The organism is Pseudonocardia ailaonensis (assembly GCF_039531635.1).
GTDB lineage: Bacteria > Actinomycetota > Actinomycetes > Mycobacteriales > Pseudonocardiaceae > Pseudonocardia > Pseudonocardia ailaonensis.
Genome location: NZ_BAAAQK010000006.1, coordinates 1 through 16,544, shown reverse-complemented (window position 1 = coordinate 16,544; position 16,544 = coordinate 1). Strand labels below are relative to the sequence as shown.

Below are 16,544 nucleotides of genomic sequence, written 5' to 3'. Positions count from 1 at the left end.
GGTCGCGCGCCGGGCCCGCACAGGCGGAGGTGTCGCATGAGCGCGAAGGACAAGCTCGAGAACAAGGCCCAGGAGCTGAAGGGCAAGGCGAAGGAGGCCACCGGACGCGCGACCGACGACCCGGAGCTCGAGGCCGACGGCCGCACGGACCAGATGGGCGCGGACGTGAAGCAGGCCGGCGAGAAGATCAAGGACGTCTTCAAGCGCTGATCCCCGTGTGCGCGAACGCCCCGGCCCGAGCGGCCGGGGCGTTCTGCTGTGCCTGACCCGGCCGGGCCTAGGGTGGGTCAGTGAGCCTCGGACCGGAGCCGGACCTGCCGCAGGCCGTCGCCGCGGCCGTGCTCGCCCATCCCGCGGTCGTCCGCCTCGACGGCGGGCCGTTCGGCAGCATCGCCTCCTACCTGCCCGGGCGTCGGGTGGTGGGGGTCCGGGTCGGGGTGGGAGACGGGCCGGTGGAGGTCGCCGTCGTCGTCCTGCGGCCGTGGCCGGCGGGCCTGCCCGCCGTCGCGGAGGAGATCGCGGCGGCGGTGCGCGGGGTCGTCGGCGAGCGGGCCGTGGACGTGACCGTCGCGGACGTGGTGGCGGCCCCGACCCCACACCCGCTCCCACGAGCCTGACCCGCCGACCGACCGCCCGACCGGCCCGGGTGCGTCTCGCCTAGACTCGCCGGACACGTGCCCGGCGCGCGTGTCGCCACTCGTGTCCTCGACCCTTCCGGTCCGATCCGTGAGCGGCGCGGTCCCGCGCCGGTCAGGGCCCACCGAAGCAAGCAGTCCCGAGGAGTTCCACCGTGAAGAGCACCGTCGAGCACATCGGCCCGACGCGCGTCAAGCTCACCGTCGAGGTGCCGTTCGACGAGCTCAAGCCCGACTTCGAGCGCGCGTACAAGAAGATCGCCCAGCAGGTCCGCATCCCCGGGTTCCGCCCGGGCAAGGCGCCGGCCCGCATCCTCGACGCGCGCCTCGGGCGCGGCGTCGTGCTCGACGAGGTGCTCAACAGCGCGGTCCCGGCCAAGTACTCGGAGGCCGTGTCGGCCGCCGAGAACGTGTCGCCGATCGGCCGTCCGGACATCGAGGTCACCGAGCTGGCGGACGGCGACAAGGTCGCCTTCACCGCCGAGGTCGACGTCCGGCCGGAGATCACCCTCCCCGAGCTCGACGGGCTGACGGTCACCGTCGACGACGTCGAGGTCACCGAGGAGCAGGTCACCGAGCAGCTCGACCAGCTGCGCGCCCGCTTCGGCACGCTGACCGGGGTCGAGCGCCCCGCCGCCACCGACGACTTCGTGCAGATCGACCTCTCCGCGACGGTCGACGGCAAGGAGGTCGAGGAGGCCCAGACCACCGGGTTCTCGTACCAGGTGGGCCAGGGCGGCCTGATCGAGGGCATCGACGAGGCCATCACCGGCCTGTCGGCCGACGAGGAGAAGACCTTCACCTCGAAGCTGGTCGCGGGCGAGTACGCCGATTCCGACGCCGAGGTGACCGTCAAGGTCACCGCCGTCAAGGAGCGCCAGCTCCCCGACGCGGACGACGAGTTCGCGCAGCTCGCGTCGGAGTTCGACACGCTCGAGGAGCTCACCGCGGACCTCAAGGAGCGGCTCGGCCGCGTCCGCCGCATGGAGCAGGTCACGCAGGCCCGGGACAAGATCCTCGAGCAGATCGTCGACGCCACCGAGGTGCCGCTGCCGGAGTCGATCGTCGAGGCGGAGGTGGAGTCCCGCCACCACGACGCCGTGCACGCCTTCGACCACAGCGACGACGAGTTCAACAAGTTCCTCGAGTCGCAGGGCAAGACCCGCGAGGAGTTCGACACCGAGACCAAGGAGGAGGCCGAGAAGTCGGTCAAGACCCGTCTCGTGCTCGACGCGCTCGCGGACGCCGAGGAGATCCAGGTCGGCGATCAGGAGCTCACCGAGCGGATCATGTACCAGGCCCAGCAGTACGGCATGGCGCCCGAGCAGTTCGTCCAGCAGATCCAGCAGGCCGGCCAGCTCGGCGCGATCTACCAGGACGTGCGGCGCAGCAAGGCGCTGATCGTCGCCGTCCGCGCGGCCACGGTCACGGACGCGTCCGGTGCCGAGGTCGACCTCTCCGACCTGATCGGCGACGGCTCCGAGGACGACGCTGACGACGCTGCCGGGGCGACCGACGCCGCGACCCCCGAGGTGGTCGAGGGCGACGTCGTCGAGACGGCCGACGACTCCACCGACGAGACGGCCGCCGAGAATGACGCGGACGCCGCCAAGGCGTGACCTGACCTGCGCGGACGGGTGTCCGCCGGCAGCGCGCCGACACGTTGGGTGCGCTGTCGGCGAACACGCCCCCGGTTCGCGGACGCGGCCCCCCGCGTCCGCGTAGGGTCGGCCGCACAGACACACCACAGACACAGGACGACCCCGAGTTGAGCTAGGGCGAAGGCAGGGTGAAGTGAGTCAGCAGGACCGTCTCCTGAAGGAGCGCCAGGCGCTGCAGATGCGCTCGGGCCCTTCGAGCATGACGCTGTCGGACTCGGTGTTCGAGCGGCTGCTGCAGCAGCGCATCGTGGTGCTCGGGCAGCAGGTCGACGACGAGATCGCCAACCGGATCGCCGCGCAGATGCTGCTGCTCGCCGCGGAGGACCCCGAGTCGGACATCAACCTCTACATCAACTCGCCGGGCGGCTCGGTCACCGCGGGCATGGCCATCTTCGACACGATGGAGTTCATCCCGTGCGACGTGGCCACCACGGCCATGGGGCTCGCCGCGTCGATGGGGCAGTTCCTGCTCTCGGCGGGCACCCCCGGTAAGCGTTCGGCGCTGCCGCACACCCAGATCCTGATGCACCAGCCGTCGGCAGGCGTCGGTGGTTCGGAGTCCGACATCCGCATCCAGGCGCAGCTGTTCAAGCGCCACAAGGAGGAGATGGCGGCGCTGATCGCCGGGCACACCGGCCAGACCGTCGAGCGGATCACCCAGGACTTCGACCGGGACCGCTGGTTCTCCGCGCAGGAGGCACTGGAGTACGGCTTCGTGGACCAGGTCGTCTCGCGGGCGGGCGACCTCCCGCGGCCGAGTGAGAACGGGAGCTCGTCGTGAGCAACGGTTTCCAGATGCCGCAGTCGCGGTACGTGCTCCCGTCCTTCGTGGAGCGCACCTCGTACGGGGTCAAGGAGTCCAACCCGTACAACAAGCTGTTCGAGGAGCGCATCATCTTCCTCGGCGTGCAGATCGACGACGCGTCGGCCAACGACGTCATGGCGCAGCTGCTGTGCCTGGAGTCCGCGGACCCCGACCGCGAGATCTCGATGTACATCAACTCGCCGGGTGGCTCCTTCACCTCGCTGATGGCCATCTACGACACGATGCAGTTCATCCGCCCCGACATCCAGACCGTCTGCCTCGGGCAGGCGGCGTCGGCCGCGGCCGTGCTGCTCGCCGCCGGTACGCCCGGCCGTCGCCTCGCGGTGCAGAACGCGCGCATCCTGATCCACCAGCCGGCCACCGAGGGCTTCTACGGCCAGGTGTCCGACCTGGAGATCCAGGCCGCGGAGATCACCCGGATGCGGTCGCTGCTGGAGAGCACGCTCGCGAGCCACACCGGGCGGACCGCCCAGCAGGTGCACGACGACATCGAGCGCGACCGGATCCTCACGGCCACCGAGGCCAAGGAGTACGGGATCGTGGACGAGATCATCCAGAGCCGCAAGCTGTCGGCCGTCGGCTGATCCGCCGCCGTGGTCATCGGGCCTCCCGGTGACCACGGCATCCGCCCCCGCATTGCGGGGTGCACGCATTTCGACCGTCTGCCGACACGCGACCGAATGGGATGCCGAGATGCTCCCCGCGGCCGCCGTCGGGCAGGTACCGTCACGACATGGGTGTGCCGGTCGGGCACGCCGGAATGGGACTGGGGTCTGCACTCATGGCACGCATCGGTGACGGCGGTGACCTGCTCAAGTGCTCGTTCTGCGGGAAGAGTCAGAAGCAGGTCAAGAAGCTCATCGCCGGCCCTGGCGTCTACATCTGCGACGAGTGCATCGATCTCTGCAACGAGATCATCGAGGAGGAGCTCGCCGAGACCGGCGACGTGAAGCTCGACGAGCTGCCCAAGCCCGCCGAGATCCACGAGTTCCTCGACCAGTACGTCGTCGGGCAGGCCCAGACGAAGCGGACGCTCTCGGTCGCCGTCTACAACCACTACAAGCGCATCCAGGCGGGTGACCGCAACCGGGGCGACGGCGACGGCGTGGAGCTGGCGAAGTCGAACATCCTGATGCTCGGCCCCACCGGGTGCGGCAAGACCTACCTCGCGCAGACCCTCGCGAAGCTGCTCAACGTCCCCTTCGCCATCGCGGACGCCACGGCCCTCACCGAGGCCGGGTACGTGGGCGAGGACGTCGAGAACATCCTGCTCAAGCTCATCCAGGCGGCGGACTACGACGTCAAGCGGGCCGAGACCGGGATCATCTACATCGACGAGGTCGACAAGATCGCCCGCAAGTCGGAGAACCCGTCGATCACCCGGGACGTGTCCGGCGAGGGTGTGCAGCAGGCGCTGCTGAAGATCCTCGAGGGCACCACCGCGAGCGTGCCGCCGCAGGGCGGGCGCAAGCACCCGCACCAGGAGTTCATCCAGATCGACACGACGAACGTGCTGTTCATCGTGGCAGGTGCGTTCGCGGGCCTCGAGAAGATCATCTCGGACCGGGTCGGACGCCGCGGGCTGGGCTTCGGCGCGGAGATCCGCGGCAAGGCGGACCTGGACAACTCCGAGAGCTTCGCGGACACCATGCCCGAGGACCTCATCAAGTTCGGGCTGATCCCCGAGTTCATCGGCCGGCTCCCGGTCGTGGCCTCGGTGACCTCGCTCGACAAGGACGCGCTCGTCAAGATCCTCACCGAGCCGCGGAACGCCCTGGTCAAGCAGTACCAGAAGCTGTTCGAGATGGACGGCGTGGAGCTCGAGTTCACCGACGACGCGATGGAGGCGGTGGCGGACCAGGCGATCCTGCGGGGCACCGGTGCCCGTGGCCTCCGCGCGATCATGGAGGAGGTCCTCCTCCCGGTGATGTACGACATCCCGAGCCGGGACGACGTCGCCAAGGTCGTGGTCGACGGGGACACGGTGCGGGAGAACGTCAACCCGACGATCGTCCCCCGCCGCCCGCAGCGCCGGGAGCGGGGCGAACGCTCCGCCTGAGCACTTCGTCGCCGAACGCCCGCCCCGGTTCCCGGAGGCGGGCGTTCGCCTTTCCGGGCCGCGCGCTCGCTCGTAGGCCGCGCGCTCGCTCCGCAGGCCGCGCGTTCTCTCGCAGGCCGCGCACTATGGATCCATAACGCGCGTAGGTGGCCCCTTGTGGCGCGTTATGGATCCATAACGCGGTCAGGGGGTGTCCTGTGGCGCGTTATGGATCCATAGTGCGGTCAGGGGGTGAGGGCGGCGATCTCCTGGTCCGAGTAGCCGAGCTCCTCGAGGACCTCTCGGGTGTGGGCGCCCAGGGTGGGGACCTCGGCGTCCCGCGGGGGCGGCCAGGCGCTGGAGTCGACGGGCGGGTCCGCCATCGGGACCGTCGTGCCGCCCGGGACGGGGACCTCGTGGAAGCGGCCGCGGGCCACGAGCTGGGGGTGCTGCGGCAGCTCGGCGACGTGACCCACCGCCGACCAGGCGATGTCCGCCTCGTCGAGCAGCGCGCCCAGCGTCGTCCGGGAGAGAGCGGCGAAGCGGGTGTGCATGAGCGCGTGCAGCTCGTCCCGGTTCGTCACCCGCAGCGACACGGAGGTGAAGCGCGGATCCACCGCGATCGTCGGGTCGCCGAGGACGGTGGTGCAGAGCCGCAGCCACTCCCGCTCGTTCTGGATCGCGAGGTGGACGGCGCCGTCCGCGCACGGGAACGGGCCGTACGGCGCGATCGACGGATGGTGCCCGCCGCTGCGGGTCGGCGGCCGGCCGGTGCCGAGCGCGTAGAGCATCGGCTGGTGCATCCATTCGGTGAGGGCCTCGAGCAGCGTGATCCGCAGGGTGGCGCCCTCGCCGGTGCGCTCGCGGTGGAACAGTGCGGCCAGCACCGCGGCCTGCACCTGCACCCCGGCGGCGATGTCGGCGACGGAGATCCCGGCCCGCGCCGTCACCGGGCCGTCGCCGGTCAGCTCCAGGAGGCCCGCCTCGGACTGCATCAGCGCGTCGTACGCCTTGCGGCCCGAGAACGGCCCGGCCGGGTCGCTCTCGCCGTACCCGCTGAGCTCGCAGGTGATCAGCTCCGGCCGGCGCCCGCGCAGCGAGTCGCCGTCGAGACCGAGCCGGGCGGTGGCCCCGGGGCCGAGGTTGGCGAGCACGACGTCGGCGGTGTCGACGAGCCGGTGCGCCGCGGCCAGGCCGTCGGCCGCCTTGAGGTCCAGCACCACGGACCGCTTGCCGCGGTTGATCCACGCGAAGTACGAGGACACGTCCCCGCACGCACCGTCGTAGCCCCGGGCGAAGTCGCCGGCACCCGGCCGTTCCACCTTGACCACGTCGGCGCCGAGATCGGCCAGCAGGCGCCCGGCGTAGGGCACGGACACGGCGTGGTCGAAGGTCACCACGCGGATGCCGGAAAGGGGTGCGCTCACGCGGTCACTCCATCACACGCCCCGTGACCCGCCACGATTTGCCGGCGCAACCACCCCGACCTACCGTTCGCCCGGGTCGTCACGGGAGGTGCGCGATGTCGGGATTCGCGGGATTCTGGGCACGGGAGCGGATCGTCGCGCCCCCGGGATGGAGCCGCTGGCTGGTCCCACCGGCCGCGCTGTCGATCCACCTGGCCATCGGGCAGGTCTACGCGTGGAGCGCGTTCAAGCCCGCACTCGAGAAGGCGATGGGCATCGGCGGCGTGGGTTCCGCGCTGCCGTTCACCCTCGGCATCGTGATGCTCGGGCTCTCGGCCGCGGTGTTCGGCACCCGGGTCGACGCCCGGGGCCCGCGGTGGGCGATGGCGGTGGCCTCCGCGTGCTTCGTGGCCGGCTTCCTGATCTCGGCGTTCGGTGTGTGGATCGGCTGGTACTGGCTGGTCGTGCTCGGGTACGGCGGGGTCGGCGGGATCGGGCTGGGCATCGGCTACATCTCGCCCGTCTCCACGCTCATCAAGTGGTTCCCGGACCGCCCGGGCCTCTCCACCGGCATCGCGATCATGGGGTTCGGCGGCGGCGCCCTGATCGCGAACCCGTGGACGGCGGCGATGCTCGCCTCGTTCGGCGCCGACCGGAACGGGATCGCGCTCGCCTTCCTCGTCCACGGCGTCGTGTACGCGGTGTTCATGACGATGGGCTGGCTGCTGATCCGCGTACCGGCGGACGGGTGGAAGCCGGCGGGCTGGGACCCTGCCGTGCAGAAGGCGAGGGCGCTGGTGTCCACCGCGAGCGTCTCGGCGGCCAACGCGATCAGGACGCCGCAGTTCTGGCTGCTGTGGATCGTGTTGTGCTTCAACGTGACCGCGGGCATCGGCATCCTCGAGCGGGCGAACCCGATCTACCAGGACTTCTTCAAGGGCACCGCCCCGGCAGCGCAGATCACGGCCGCCGCGACGGCGTTCGTGTCGATCCTGTCGCTGGCCAACATGCTGGGCCGGGTCGTGTGGTCGTCGCTGTCGGACGTGATCGGGCGCAAGAACATCTACCGGCTCTACCTCGGCCTCGGCGCGCTGCTCTACGTCGTGCTGACGTTCGTCGGCGAGGGCAACAAGGTCGTGTTCCTGCTGTGCACCATGCTGATCCTGTCGTTCTACGGTGCCGGGTTCGCCACGATCCCGGCCTACCTGCGCGACCTCTTCGGCACCTACCAGGTCGGCGCGATCCACGGCCGGCTGCTCACGGCCTGGTCCACGGCGGGTGTGCTCGGGCCGATCATCGTCAACGCGATCGCGGACGCGCGCTCGGACGTCGCCGGGCCCGCGAGGTACACCCCGGCCTTCGTGATCATGATCGTGCTGCTGGCGCTCGGGTTCGTGGCGAACGAGCTGGTGAAGCCGGTGGCGTCGACGTGGCACGAGCCGGCCGTGGACCGGCAGGAGGTGTCGGCATGAGCGAGCGGGCGAGCGAATCATCGGCGGGGCGTGAGCGGACGGGTGGGGCGTCGGTGGGGCGTGAGCGGGCGGGTGGGGCGTCGGTGGGGCGTGAGCGGGCGGGTGGGTCGTCGGTGGGTCATGCTCCGGACCGGACGGGCCGGGCGCCGGTGGCGCTCGTCGTCCTCGCGTGGGTGTGGGTGGCGGCGCCCTTCCTGTACGGGCTGATCGCGCTGCTCCTCAAGATCCCCGCGTTGTTCTGACCCGAGTGGGTACCTTTCCGTCGTGAGTGACGACGCGAGAGCAATGGCCGAGTGGATCACCGCCGTCTCCCGGGAGCTGGGGATCGACGAGTCGGGGGACCGGATCGTCGACACGGTCCTGGACCTGACCTCGGACGTGGCCCACGGCGTCAGCCGCCCGGCGGCGCCGGTGACCGCGTTCCTGATCGGGATGGCGGCGGGGCGGGCGGAGGAGCCTCAGGTCGCGGCGGCGGACTTCGCGCAGAAGATCTCCGCCCTGGCGGAGGGCTGGGGCGCGGACACCGAGCGGGGCGTGGCGAGCAACGACCAGTCCCAGCGGGCCTGAGTTCCCCCCGCCCTGCTTCCCCGCCCCCCGGGGCCTGCCCCCGCCCCCCGGCCCGCACCCCGCCCCGTGCGCCCCGCGCCCTACCGTGATCATCAGGACCTCTCAGCTCCCGCCGCGCGCGCGATGTCCTGCTGATCACCACCGTGGGTGATCAGGAGGACGTCAGTGCTGAACGATCATGGAAAATTCGCGCTGGTGTCCTGATGATCATGTAGGGCGGCGGCGTGACTGCGCTGAGGTGCTGATGGTCAGCGGCGGAGCAGGATGCGCTTGCGGCGGCGCGGCGTGAGGGCGCCCGTCGAGGCGTCCACGATCAGGGAGCCCACCGTCTCGGCGGCGTCGGTGCGGTTGGCGCCGATCCCGCCCGTGGAGCCGCGCTTGATCCAGCCGACGACATAGGTGTCGGGGGCGACCCGGCCTGCGGTGTTCGGGACGGTGCCGGTGGACTCGTCGAAGGGGCGGCCGGGGATCGGGCGGCCGCGATGGCCGATCGCGCGGACGACGAGAGCCGGGAGGATCTCGGTGTCGTCGGTGCGCACGCCGGTCGGGGAGATCTCCAGCGGATCGGGACCGGGCTCGGTCGGGGTGGCGTCCATCGCGTCGCTCCCTCGCGCTCGGCGGTGTAACCAGCGGTAACGTTACCGATGGTTGCACCTGCTCGCACGCTCAGCCGGCGACGTCGAGGTTCGCGATCACCTTCGTGGGGCGGACGCGGACGACCAGCTCGCCGGGCACGCCGTTGCGCCGCCCGTACTCCTCGGCGCGCTCCGCGCCCATGTAGCGTCCGCCGAGCGCTGTGGCGGTGCGCACCAGCTCGCCGGGCTCCTCGCCGGTCTCGGCCACGCCCTGGACCTGCACGAACGCGTACGGCGGCGTGGAGACGTCCACGGTCAGGCAGACCCGGGGATCGCGGGCGAGCGCCCGTCCCTTGGCGGTGCCGGCACCGGTGTTGAACACGATCGTGCCGTCCTCGACCAGGAACCAGACGGGTGCCGCCAGTGGGCGACCGTCCGCGGCGGTCCAGGCCAGGATCCCGGTGCGGGTGCCGTGGTTCAGGAAGTCGACGACCGCGGGGGTCATCGCGGGGCTGGGTTCCGTGCTCATGGGCCGCACCGTAGCGACGGTCACCGACAGTCCCCGGTGAGCCCGTCCCACGGCTACGGTGGGCCGGTGCGCACGGTGTCGGCGATCGGCAGGGCGGCCCAGCGGCTCGTGTCGCGGCCCGTCCCGGCGCCCGCCGCCGCCGTCCAGGCACTCTCGGGCGTCCGCCGTCCACTGGTCGGCGAGGAGCTGGGGGAGCAGCGGCACGCCGGCGCCCGGCTCGACCAGGTCGACGGCACCACGTGTGGCAGCGCGGTCCTGCTCGCGCTCGCGACCTGGGCGGACCCCGCCGAGCTGGAGCGGCTCGAGGTCCGTGAGAAGGACGCCTCGGGCATGGTCCGCGGGTTCGCCGCCCGCTACGACGACCGCCAGCGCGAGATCCACCGCGGCACCAACCGGCTCTGGCCGAAGGCGCTGGGGACGACGCCGTGGGGTTTCCGCCGCTGGTTGGCGCGGTACGTGCCGGGCGCAGGCCGCTACCGGATCCGGTTCGTCGACGACACGGTGCCCGCGGACGTCGACGCCATGATCCGGCAGGTCGAGGCCGCACTGGCGGCCCGCCGCCCGGTGCCGCTGCTGGTCGGCACGCTGGTCCCGCGGCACTACTGCCTCGCCCTGCGGATCGCCGACGACGGGGCCTGGCGGGTCTACGAGCCCACCAGCGGCACCGTGCGCGCCCTGGAGCCCGACCTGCTCCGCCGCCGCGCCCTCGCGCCGGTGCTGGGCTTCGACCGTCTCCACGCGGTGTTCCTGCCGGTCTGAGCGGCCCGCGAAAAGCTGTCGTACCCCCCTCGTAGACTTGACGGCGTGACCGAGACCCTTCCTTCCCGCCCTGTCAAGGGCTCAGCCGAGCTCCCGTCGAAATGGAGCCCGGCGGAGGTAGAGGGTGCCCTGTACGAGGGCTGGGTCGACAAGGGCTACTTCACCGCGGCACCGGAGTCCGGCAAGGACCCGTACTGCATCGTCATCCCCCCGCCCAACGTCACCGGCAGCCTGCACCTCGGGCACGCCATGGACCACACGCTGATCGACATCCTCACGCGGCGCCGCCGCATGCAGGGGTTCGACGCGCTGTGGCTGCCCGGCATGGACCACGCGGGGATCGCGACCCAGGCCGTCGTCGAGCGGCAGCTCACCGAGGCGGGCGGGCCCACCCGCCGCGACCTGGGGCGCGAGGCGTTCGTCCAGCGCGTCTGGGACTGGAAGGCCGAGTCCGGCGGCGCGATCCTGGGGCAGATGACCCGCCTCGGGGACGGTGTCGACTGGTCCCGCGAGCGCTTCACACTCGACGAGGGGCTCTCCCGCGCCGTCCAGACCGTGTTCAAGCAGATGTTCGACGACGGGCTGATCTACCGCGCCGAGCGCCTGGTCAACTGGTCGCCGGCCGTCCAGAGCGCCATCTCCGACATCGAGGTCGACCACAAGGAGATCGAGGGCGAGCTCGTCTCCATGCGGTACGGGGACGGGGAGGACTCCGTCGTCGTCGCGACCACCCGGGTCGAGACGATGCTCGGGGACACCGCGGTCGCCGTCCACCCGGACGACGAGCGCTACGCGCACCTGGTCGGGCGCACCATCCGGATGCCGATCACCGGCCGGGACATCCCGGTCATCGCGGACCCGTACGTCGATCCGGCGTTCGGCACCGGCGCCGTCAAGATCACCCCGGCGCACGACCCGAACGACTTCGAGATGGGCCGCCGCCACGACCTGCCCATGCCCACGATCATGGACGAGGCCGGGGTCATCGCGAACTCGGGCACGGAGTTCGACGGGCTGGACCGCTTCGAGGCGCGGACCGCGATCACCGAGGCGCTGCGCGCCGACGGCCGGATCGTCGCGGAGAAGCGCCCCTACCTGCACTCCGTCGGGCACGACTCGCGCAACGGCGGGATCATCGAGCCGCGGCTGTCGCTGCAGTGGTGGGTCAAGGTCGAGTCGCTGGCCAAGGCCTCCGGGGACGCGGTCCGCAACGGGGACACGACGATCCACCCGGCCGAGATGTCGTCCCGGTTCTTCGACTGGGTCGACAACATGCACGACTGGTGCATCTCGCGGCAGCTGTGGTGGGGCCACCGGATCCCGGTCTGGTACGGCCCCGAGGGCGAGATGGTCTGCGTCGGGCCGGACGAGCAGCCGCCGAGCGGCGAGGGCTGGCGCCAGGACGAGGACGTCCTCGACACCTGGTTCTCCTCGGGCCTCTGGCCGTTCTCCACCCTCGGCTGGCCGGACAAGACGCCGGACCTCGAGCGCTACTACCCGAACGCCGTGCTGGTCACGGGCTACGACATCCTCTTCTTCTGGGTCGTCCGGATGATGATGTTCGGGACGTACGCGATGGGACGGACGCCCTTCTCCGACGTCTACCTGCACGGCCTGATCCGGGACGAGCACGGCAAGAAGATGTCGAAGTCCAAGGGCAACGTCATCGACCCGCTCGAGCTGATCGACGCCTACGGGGCCGACGCGCTGCGCTTCACCATCGCGCGCGGGTCGAACCCGGGCACGGACATGTCGCTCTCGCACGAGTGGGTCGCGGGCTCGCGGAACTTCACCACCAAGCTGTGGAACGCCACCCGGTTCGCGATCGCCAACGGGGCGTCGGCGGGGCTGCCGCTGCCCGCGGAGCCCACCGACGCCGACCGCTGGATCCTCGGCCGGCTGCGCGAGGTCCGCGAGCAGACGGACGCGCTGCTGGAGGACTTCCAGTTCGCCAAGGCCACCGAGGGGCTCTACCACTTCACGTGGGACGAGCTGTGCGACTGGTACCTGGAGCTGGCCAAGCCGCAGTTCGACGACCCGGCCACGGCCGACGGCACCCGCGCGGTCCTGGGCCACGTGCTCGACGCGTTGCTGCGGCTGCTGCACCCGATCACCCCGTTCGTCACCGAGGCGCTGTGGACCGCGCTGACCGGCGGGGAGACCGTCGTGACCGCCGCCTGGCCGACCGACGCCGGGCTCCCGGTCGACGCGGCCGCGGTCGCGCGGGTCGAGGCGGCGCAGAAGCTGATCACCGAGGTCCGCCGCTTCCGCACCGAGCAGGGACTGCCGGACCGCAGGTCGGTCGAGGCGCGGCTGGTCGGGCTGGACGCGGCGGGGCTCACCGCGCACGAGCGGGCGGTCCGGTTCCTGACCCGGCTCGACCCGGCCGGGGAGGATTTCGCGCCCACCGCGACCGTCGAGGTCGCGAGCGGGAAGGGCACGATCCACGTCGAGCTCGACACCTCGGGGGCGATCGACGTCGCCGCCGAGCGGGCCCGCCTGGGGCGTGACCTCGCGGCGGCGCAGAAGGAGCTCGACCAGGCCGACAAGAAGCTCGGGAACTCCAAGTTCACCGAGAAGGCGCCGGCCGAGGTCGTCGACGGGATCCGGGCGCGGCGCGAGGCCGCGCAGGCCGAGATCGAGCGGGTGAACGGGCGGCTGGCCACGCTCCCGGCGTCATGAGCGGGCGCGGGGAGTCCGACCGGGAGTCCGGTCGCGAGCCCGCCCGGCCGGCCGAGGACGAGCGCGGGGCGTACCCGGACGAGTTCCCGGACCATCCCGAGGAGCTCCCCGAGGGCGAGGGCGGCGTCCGCACGCCGGAGGAGTCGGCCGAGGACGCGGTGATCGCCGCCGTCCTCGACCAGATCCGCGGCGGCGAGACGCCGGACGTCGTGCCGGCGCAGTCCACCGTGGCCGGCTATGCGGAGTTCCTGGCCGTCGAGGCGGTGCTCGACCGGCGCTGGCCCGAGACGGTCATCGACCCCACCCTGGATCGCATCCAGGCCCTGGTCGACCTGCTGGGGGAGCCCCAGAACGGCTATCCGGTCGTGCACATCACCGGGACGAACGGCAAGACGTCCGTGTCCCGGATGGTCGACGCGCTGCTCAGCGAGATCGGGCTGCGCACGGGCCGGTACACGAGCCCGCACCTGCAGCGGGCCACGGAGCGGATCAACATCGACAACCGGCCGATCAGCCCGGAGAAGTACGTGGAGACGTACCGGGACGTCGAGCCCTTCGTCGAGCTGGTCGACGCCAAGAACTCCGGTGCGGACGGCGTCCGGCTCTCGAAGTTCGAGGTGCTCACGGCGATGGGCTACTCCGCCTTCGCCGATGCGCCGGTCGAGGCCGGGATCGTCGAGGTGGGGATCGGCGGGCGCTGGGACTCCACGAACGTCGTCGACGCCACGGTCGCGGTGATCACCCCGATCGGGCTGGACCACGCGGAGTTCCTGGGCACGGACGTGCTCGGCATCGCCCGGGAGAAGGCCGGGATCATCAAGCCAGGCTCGGTCGCGGTGCTCGCGGCGCAGGACAAGGCCGTGGCCGAGGTGCTGATCGAGCGCTGTGCCGAGGTCGGCGCCCAGGTGGCGCGCGAGGGCGCCGAGTTCGGGGTGCGGGAGCGGGAGCTGGCCGTGGGCGGTCAGCGGCTGTCGTTGCAGGGCCTCTCGGGGGTCTACGACGAGATCTTCCTGCCGCTGCACGGCGAGCACCAGGCGTCCAACGCGGCGATCGCGCTCGCGGCGGCCGAGGCGCTGGTCGGGGCCGGGGTCTCGCAGCCCCTGGATCCGGAGGCGGTGCGTCAGGCGTTCGCGTCCGTGCAGTCGCCCGGGCGCCTGGAGCCGATGTCGGGGGGCCCGGGGCAGCCCACCGTGCTGATCGACGCCGCGCACAACCCGCACGGCGCCCGGGCGCTCGCGGCCGCGCTGATGTCGGAGTTCCGGTTCGCCCGGCTCGTCGCGGTCGTCGGCGTGATGAAGGACAAGGACGCGAAGGGCCTGCTGGAGGCCATCGAGCCGGCCGTGCACGAGGTCGTGATCACCCGGAACGCGTCGCCGCGGGCGATGGACCCGGACGAGCTGGGCGAGCTGGCCGTCGCGGTGTTCGGTCGGGACCGGGTCAGCGTCGAGCCGAACCTGGAGGCCGCGATCGGGCAGGCGGTGGAGCTGGCCGAGGAGGGCGGGGACTCGGGCGTCGGCGTGATCGTCACCGGTTCGGTGGTGACGGCGGGGGAGACCCGCACCATCTTCGGGAAGGAGCCGGCGTGAGCCTGGCGACCGTGAGTGGAGTGCCGGCGTGAGCCTGGCGACCGTGAGTGGAGTGCCGGCGTGAGCCTGGCGACCGTGAGTGGAGTGCCGGCGTGAGCCTGGCGACGGTGTGTGGGGTGCCGGCGTGAGCCTGGCGACGGTGTGTGGGGTGCCGGCGTGAGCGCCCCGGTGCCGCCGCCGGCCACGGACCCGATGAAGGGGTTCCGGGGGATCGCCGCGGGGGTGTTGGTCCTCGAAGCGATCGTGGTGCTGCTGGCGCTGCTGGTCGTCGGGAAGTTCACCCAGGGCTCGCTCGGGCCGGTCGGGATCACCTGCGTGGCCGTGCTGGCGGTGCTGATGATCCTGGGGTCCGGGGTGCAGCGGCGGCCGTGGGGGCTGGGGTTCGCGCTGGTCCTGCAGGCCGGGTTGCTGGCGTGCGGGTTCTTCCACGTGTCGCTGCTGGTCGTCGGGGTGATCTTCGTCGTCGTCTGGGGCACGCTGCTGTGGATGCGTCAGGACGTGGCGGGCCGGATGGCCCGGGGGGAGCTGCCCTCCCAGCAGGGTTGAGCGGGTCGGTCGCTACGCTCCGTCGCGTGACTGAACGCACCCTCGTCCTTGTCAAGCCGGACGGCGTCGCCCGCAACCTGATCGGGGAGTGCCTGGCGCGCGTCGAGCGCAAGGGCCTGAAGCTCGTGGCGCTCGAGCTGCGCACGGTGGACCGCGAGCTCGCCGCCCAGCACTACGCGGAGCACGACGGCAAGCCCTTCTTCGAGTCCCTGCTCGAGTTCATCACCTCGGGGCCGGTGCTCGCCGCCGTCGCCGAGGGGCCGCGGGCCATCGCCGCGTGGCGGCAGATCGCCGGCGGCACGGACCCGGTCGAGAAGGCCGCCCCGGGCAGCATCCGCGGCGACTTCGGCCTGGAGACCCAGAACAACCTGGTCCACGGCTCGGACTCGCCGGAGTCGTCGGCCCGCGAGATCAAGCTCTGGTTCCCGAACCTGTGACCGAGGGGCGCCGGCCCGGGCCCGACGTGGCCCGGCCGGCGTCCGACGGGCCGGTCCTGGTGACCGAGCCGCTCGGGCTCGAGGAGGCGCTGGCCGGGTTGTGGCTGGCGGTCACCCGGGCCGGTGGGGCGGTCGGTTTCTCGCCCGACGCCCCGGCGGCCGACATCGCGGCGCTGGCCGCGTCCACGATGGGCAGGTCCGGGCGGGCACGCTGCACATGGTCGCCATCGCCTCGGCGGGCGGCCTCGCGAGGGTCGGCGAGGCGCTCGCCGGCGTCGTGTTCCTGCAGCCGGGCGTGGGTCCGGTGGTGGCCCACCGGGCCACGGTGCTGCGGTTGATGGTCCATCCGGACCGGCAGGGCGAGGGCTTCGGCGCGCGCCTGCTCTCCGCGGCCGGCGACCGGGCCCGATCCCTGGGCCTGGAGCAGCTGATCCTGTCCGCCCGGGGCGGCACCGGCCTCCCGGAGCTCTACCGGCACCTCGGCTGGACCGAGGTCGGCCGCTTCCCCCGCGCCCTGCGGGTCGGCCCCGGCGACGTCCGCGACGAGCACTGGTTCCAGCTCGAGCTCTGAGCCGCGGCGCCTCCGGCCGGTCGACGGCCGAGACGATCAGCGGCGACGTGATCGCCGTTCGGGTGCGGCCAGTCAGGTCGGACCTGCGCGAGCGCACCCGAACGGCGATCGTGGGCCTCGTGGTGGGCGGTACGGGCTGGTCCACCCGCGAAGGGCTGCACCTCGCGCCGTCTCGAGGAGCTCCTCCTTCGCTGACTGTGAGGCTGGCGTAGCCGGTCCGTTGTTGGTGGGCTGGTGATCGACGGTGGTGGGTG

At 71.9% G+C, this 16,544-nt stretch carries 18 protein-coding genes; 15 read left to right on the top strand and 3 right to left on the bottom strand.

Annotation, left to right across the window (positions count from 1 at the left end; translation table 11 throughout):
• Nucleotides 1–36 precede the first annotated feature (36 nt).
• The 6 genes from ABD324_RS13985 (at nucleotide 37) to clpX (ending at nucleotide 5,181) form a co-directional block, all read left to right on the top strand.
• Nucleotides 37–210, top strand: a complete 174-nt coding sequence (locus ABD324_RS13985) for a CsbD family protein (protein WP_344416447.1) — start codon at nucleotides 37–39, stop codon at nucleotides 208–210.
• A gap of 80 nt (nucleotides 211–290) precedes the next feature.
• A complete protein-coding gene (locus ABD324_RS13980; RefSeq protein WP_344416445.1) occupies nucleotides 291–617 on the top strand; it encodes a hypothetical protein in 327 nt (108 codons plus the stop codon).
• Between the two features lie 173 nt (nucleotides 618–790).
• Nucleotides 791–2,254, top strand: coding sequence for a trigger factor (tig, locus tag ABD324_RS13975; RefSeq protein WP_344416443.1), 1,464 nt, complete (start codon nucleotides 791–793; stop codon nucleotides 2,252–2,254).
• A gap of 220 nt (nucleotides 2,255–2,474) precedes the next feature.
• The gene (locus tag ABD324_RS13970; RefSeq protein ID WP_344416729.1) at nucleotides 2,475–3,077 is read left to right on the top strand and encodes a ClpP family protease; all 603 of its coding nucleotides are present in this window, start codon (nucleotides 2,475–2,477) and stop codon (nucleotides 3,075–3,077) included.
• Nucleotides 3,078–3,091: 14 nt separating this feature from the next.
• Nucleotides 3,092–3,706 carry an ATP-dependent Clp protease proteolytic subunit gene (locus ABD324_RS13965; RefSeq protein WP_344416726.1) on the top strand — a complete coding sequence of 205 codons (615 nt, stop codon included), beginning with the start codon at nucleotides 3,092–3,094 and terminating at the stop codon, nucleotides 3,704–3,706.
• A 197-nt stretch (nucleotides 3,707–3,903) separates the two neighbouring features.
• Entirely contained in the window at nucleotides 3,904–5,181 is a 1,278-nt protein-coding gene (gene clpX, locus ABD324_RS13960; protein WP_344416441.1) for an ATP-dependent Clp protease ATP-binding subunit ClpX, read from the top strand.
• A gap of 224 nt (nucleotides 5,182–5,405) precedes the next feature.
• On the opposite strand, the gene ABD324_RS13955 is transcribed toward clpX, so the two are convergent.
• Nucleotides 5,406–6,587 (bottom strand): CaiB/BaiF CoA transferase family protein, encoded by a 1,182-nt coding sequence (locus tag ABD324_RS13955; RefSeq protein ID WP_344416438.1) that lies wholly within the window; start codon nucleotides 6,585–6,587, stop codon nucleotides 5,406–5,408.
• A gap of 95 nt (nucleotides 6,588–6,682) precedes the next feature.
• On the opposite strand from ABD324_RS13955, the gene ABD324_RS13950 reads away from it, so the two are divergent.
• From ABD324_RS13950 to ABD324_RS13940, 3 genes are read left to right on the top strand one after another with little or no spacing between them, the layout of a single operon-like run.
• Nucleotides 6,683–8,038: an OFA family MFS transporter gene (locus ABD324_RS13950; protein ID WP_344416436.1), complete on the top strand. Its 1,356-nt coding sequence runs from the start codon at nucleotides 6,683–6,685 to the stop codon at nucleotides 8,036–8,038.
• A complete protein-coding gene (locus ABD324_RS13945) occupies nucleotides 8,035–8,280 on the top strand; it encodes an MFS transporter small subunit (RefSeq protein WP_344416434.1) in 246 nt (81 codons plus the stop codon). The genes ABD324_RS13950 and ABD324_RS13945 overlap by 4 nt, the downstream gene beginning before the upstream one ends.
• A 22-nt stretch (nucleotides 8,281–8,302) precedes the next feature.
• The gene (locus ABD324_RS13940) at nucleotides 8,303–8,605 is read left to right on the top strand and encodes a DUF6457 domain-containing protein (RefSeq protein ID WP_344416431.1); all 303 of its coding nucleotides are present in this window, start codon (nucleotides 8,303–8,305) and stop codon (nucleotides 8,603–8,605) included.
• A 248-nt stretch (nucleotides 8,606–8,853) separates the two neighbouring features.
• Here the strand turns inward: ABD324_RS13940 and ABD324_RS13935 are convergent, their stop codons facing one another.
• Together ABD324_RS13935 and ABD324_RS13930 are read right to left on the bottom strand one after the other, a co-directional pair.
• The gene (locus tag ABD324_RS13935) at nucleotides 8,854–9,201 is read right to left on the bottom strand and encodes a hypothetical protein (RefSeq protein WP_425565851.1); all 348 of its coding nucleotides are present in this window, start codon (nucleotides 9,199–9,201) and stop codon (nucleotides 8,854–8,856) included.
• Between the two features lie 70 nt (nucleotides 9,202–9,271).
• Complete coding sequence (locus ABD324_RS13930) at nucleotides 9,272–9,709, bottom strand: PPOX class F420-dependent oxidoreductase (protein ID WP_344416429.1); 438 nt, start codon at nucleotides 9,707–9,709, stop codon at nucleotides 9,272–9,274.
• 66 nt (nucleotides 9,710–9,775) lie between these two features.
• Between ABD324_RS13930 and ABD324_RS13925 the strand changes: the two genes are divergently transcribed.
• The 6 genes from ABD324_RS13925 to ABD324_RS13900 all read left to right on the top strand — a co-directional run bounded on the left by ABD324_RS13925 (nucleotide 9,776) and on the right by ABD324_RS13900 (nucleotide 16,290).
• Complete coding sequence (locus ABD324_RS13925; protein WP_344416427.1) at nucleotides 9,776–10,468, top strand: hypothetical protein; 693 nt, start codon at nucleotides 9,776–9,778, stop codon at nucleotides 10,466–10,468.
• Nucleotides 10,469–10,513: 45 nt separating this feature from the next.
• Nucleotides 10,514–13,150, top strand: a complete 2,637-nt coding sequence (locus tag ABD324_RS13920) for a valine--tRNA ligase (RefSeq protein ID WP_344416425.1) — start codon at nucleotides 10,514–10,516, stop codon at nucleotides 13,148–13,150.
• Nucleotides 13,147–14,736, top strand: a complete 1,590-nt coding sequence (locus tag ABD324_RS13915; protein WP_344416423.1) for a bifunctional folylpolyglutamate synthase/dihydrofolate synthase — start codon at nucleotides 13,147–13,149, stop codon at nucleotides 14,734–14,736. Before ABD324_RS13920 ends, ABD324_RS13915 begins: the two co-directional genes overlap by 4 nt.
• 156 nt (nucleotides 14,737–14,892) lie before the next feature.
• On the top strand, nucleotides 14,893–15,282 hold the full coding sequence (locus ABD324_RS13910; RefSeq protein ID WP_344416421.1) for a DUF4233 domain-containing protein: 390 nt from the start codon (nucleotides 14,893–14,895) through the stop codon (nucleotides 15,280–15,282).
• 26 nt (nucleotides 15,283–15,308) lie between these two features.
• Nucleotides 15,309–15,719 (top strand): nucleoside-diphosphate kinase, encoded by a 411-nt coding sequence (ndk, locus tag ABD324_RS13905; RefSeq protein WP_344416419.1) that lies wholly within the window; start codon nucleotides 15,309–15,311, stop codon nucleotides 15,717–15,719.
• A 217-nt stretch (nucleotides 15,720–15,936) separates the two neighbouring features.
• Nucleotides 15,937–16,290: a GNAT family N-acetyltransferase gene (locus tag ABD324_RS13900; RefSeq protein WP_344416417.1), complete on the top strand. Its 354-nt coding sequence runs from the start codon at nucleotides 15,937–15,939 to the stop codon at nucleotides 16,288–16,290.
• Nucleotides 16,291–16,544: the final 254 nt, after the last annotated feature.

Coding starts and splice junctions, on each gene's coding strand:
- clpX (WP_344416441.1), top strand. CDS start 3,904: ATGGCACGCATCGGTGACGGCGGTGACCTGCTCAAGTGCTCGTTCTGC.
- ABD324_RS13965 (WP_344416726.1), top strand. CDS start 3,092: ATGCCGCAGTCGCGGTACGTGCTCCCGTCCTTCGTGGAGCGCACCTCG.
- ABD324_RS13915 (WP_344416423.1), top strand. CDS start 13,147: ATGAGCGGGCGCGGGGAGTCCGACCGGGAGTCCGGTCGCGAGCCCGCC.
- ABD324_RS13970 (WP_344416729.1), top strand. CDS start 2,475: ATGCGCTCGGGCCCTTCGAGCATGACGCTGTCGGACTCGGTGTTCGAG.
- ABD324_RS13900 (WP_344416417.1), top strand. CDS start 15,937: ATGGTCGCCATCGCCTCGGCGGGCGGCCTCGCGAGGGTCGGCGAGGCG.
- ABD324_RS13930 (WP_344416429.1), bottom strand. CDS start 9,709: ATGAGCACGGAACCCAGCCCCGCGATGACCCCCGCGGTCGTCGACTTC.
- ABD324_RS13945 (WP_344416434.1), top strand. CDS start 8,035: ATGAGCGAGCGGGCGAGCGAATCATCGGCGGGGCGTGAGCGGACGGGT.
- ABD324_RS13950 (WP_344416436.1), top strand. CDS start 6,683: ATGTCGGGATTCGCGGGATTCTGGGCACGGGAGCGGATCGTCGCGCCC.
- ABD324_RS13985 (WP_344416447.1), top strand. CDS start 37: ATGAGCGCGAAGGACAAGCTCGAGAACAAGGCCCAGGAGCTGAAGGGC.
- ABD324_RS13935 (WP_425565851.1), bottom strand. CDS start 9,201: ATGGACGCCACCCCGACCGAGCCCGGTCCCGATCCGCTGGAGATCTCC.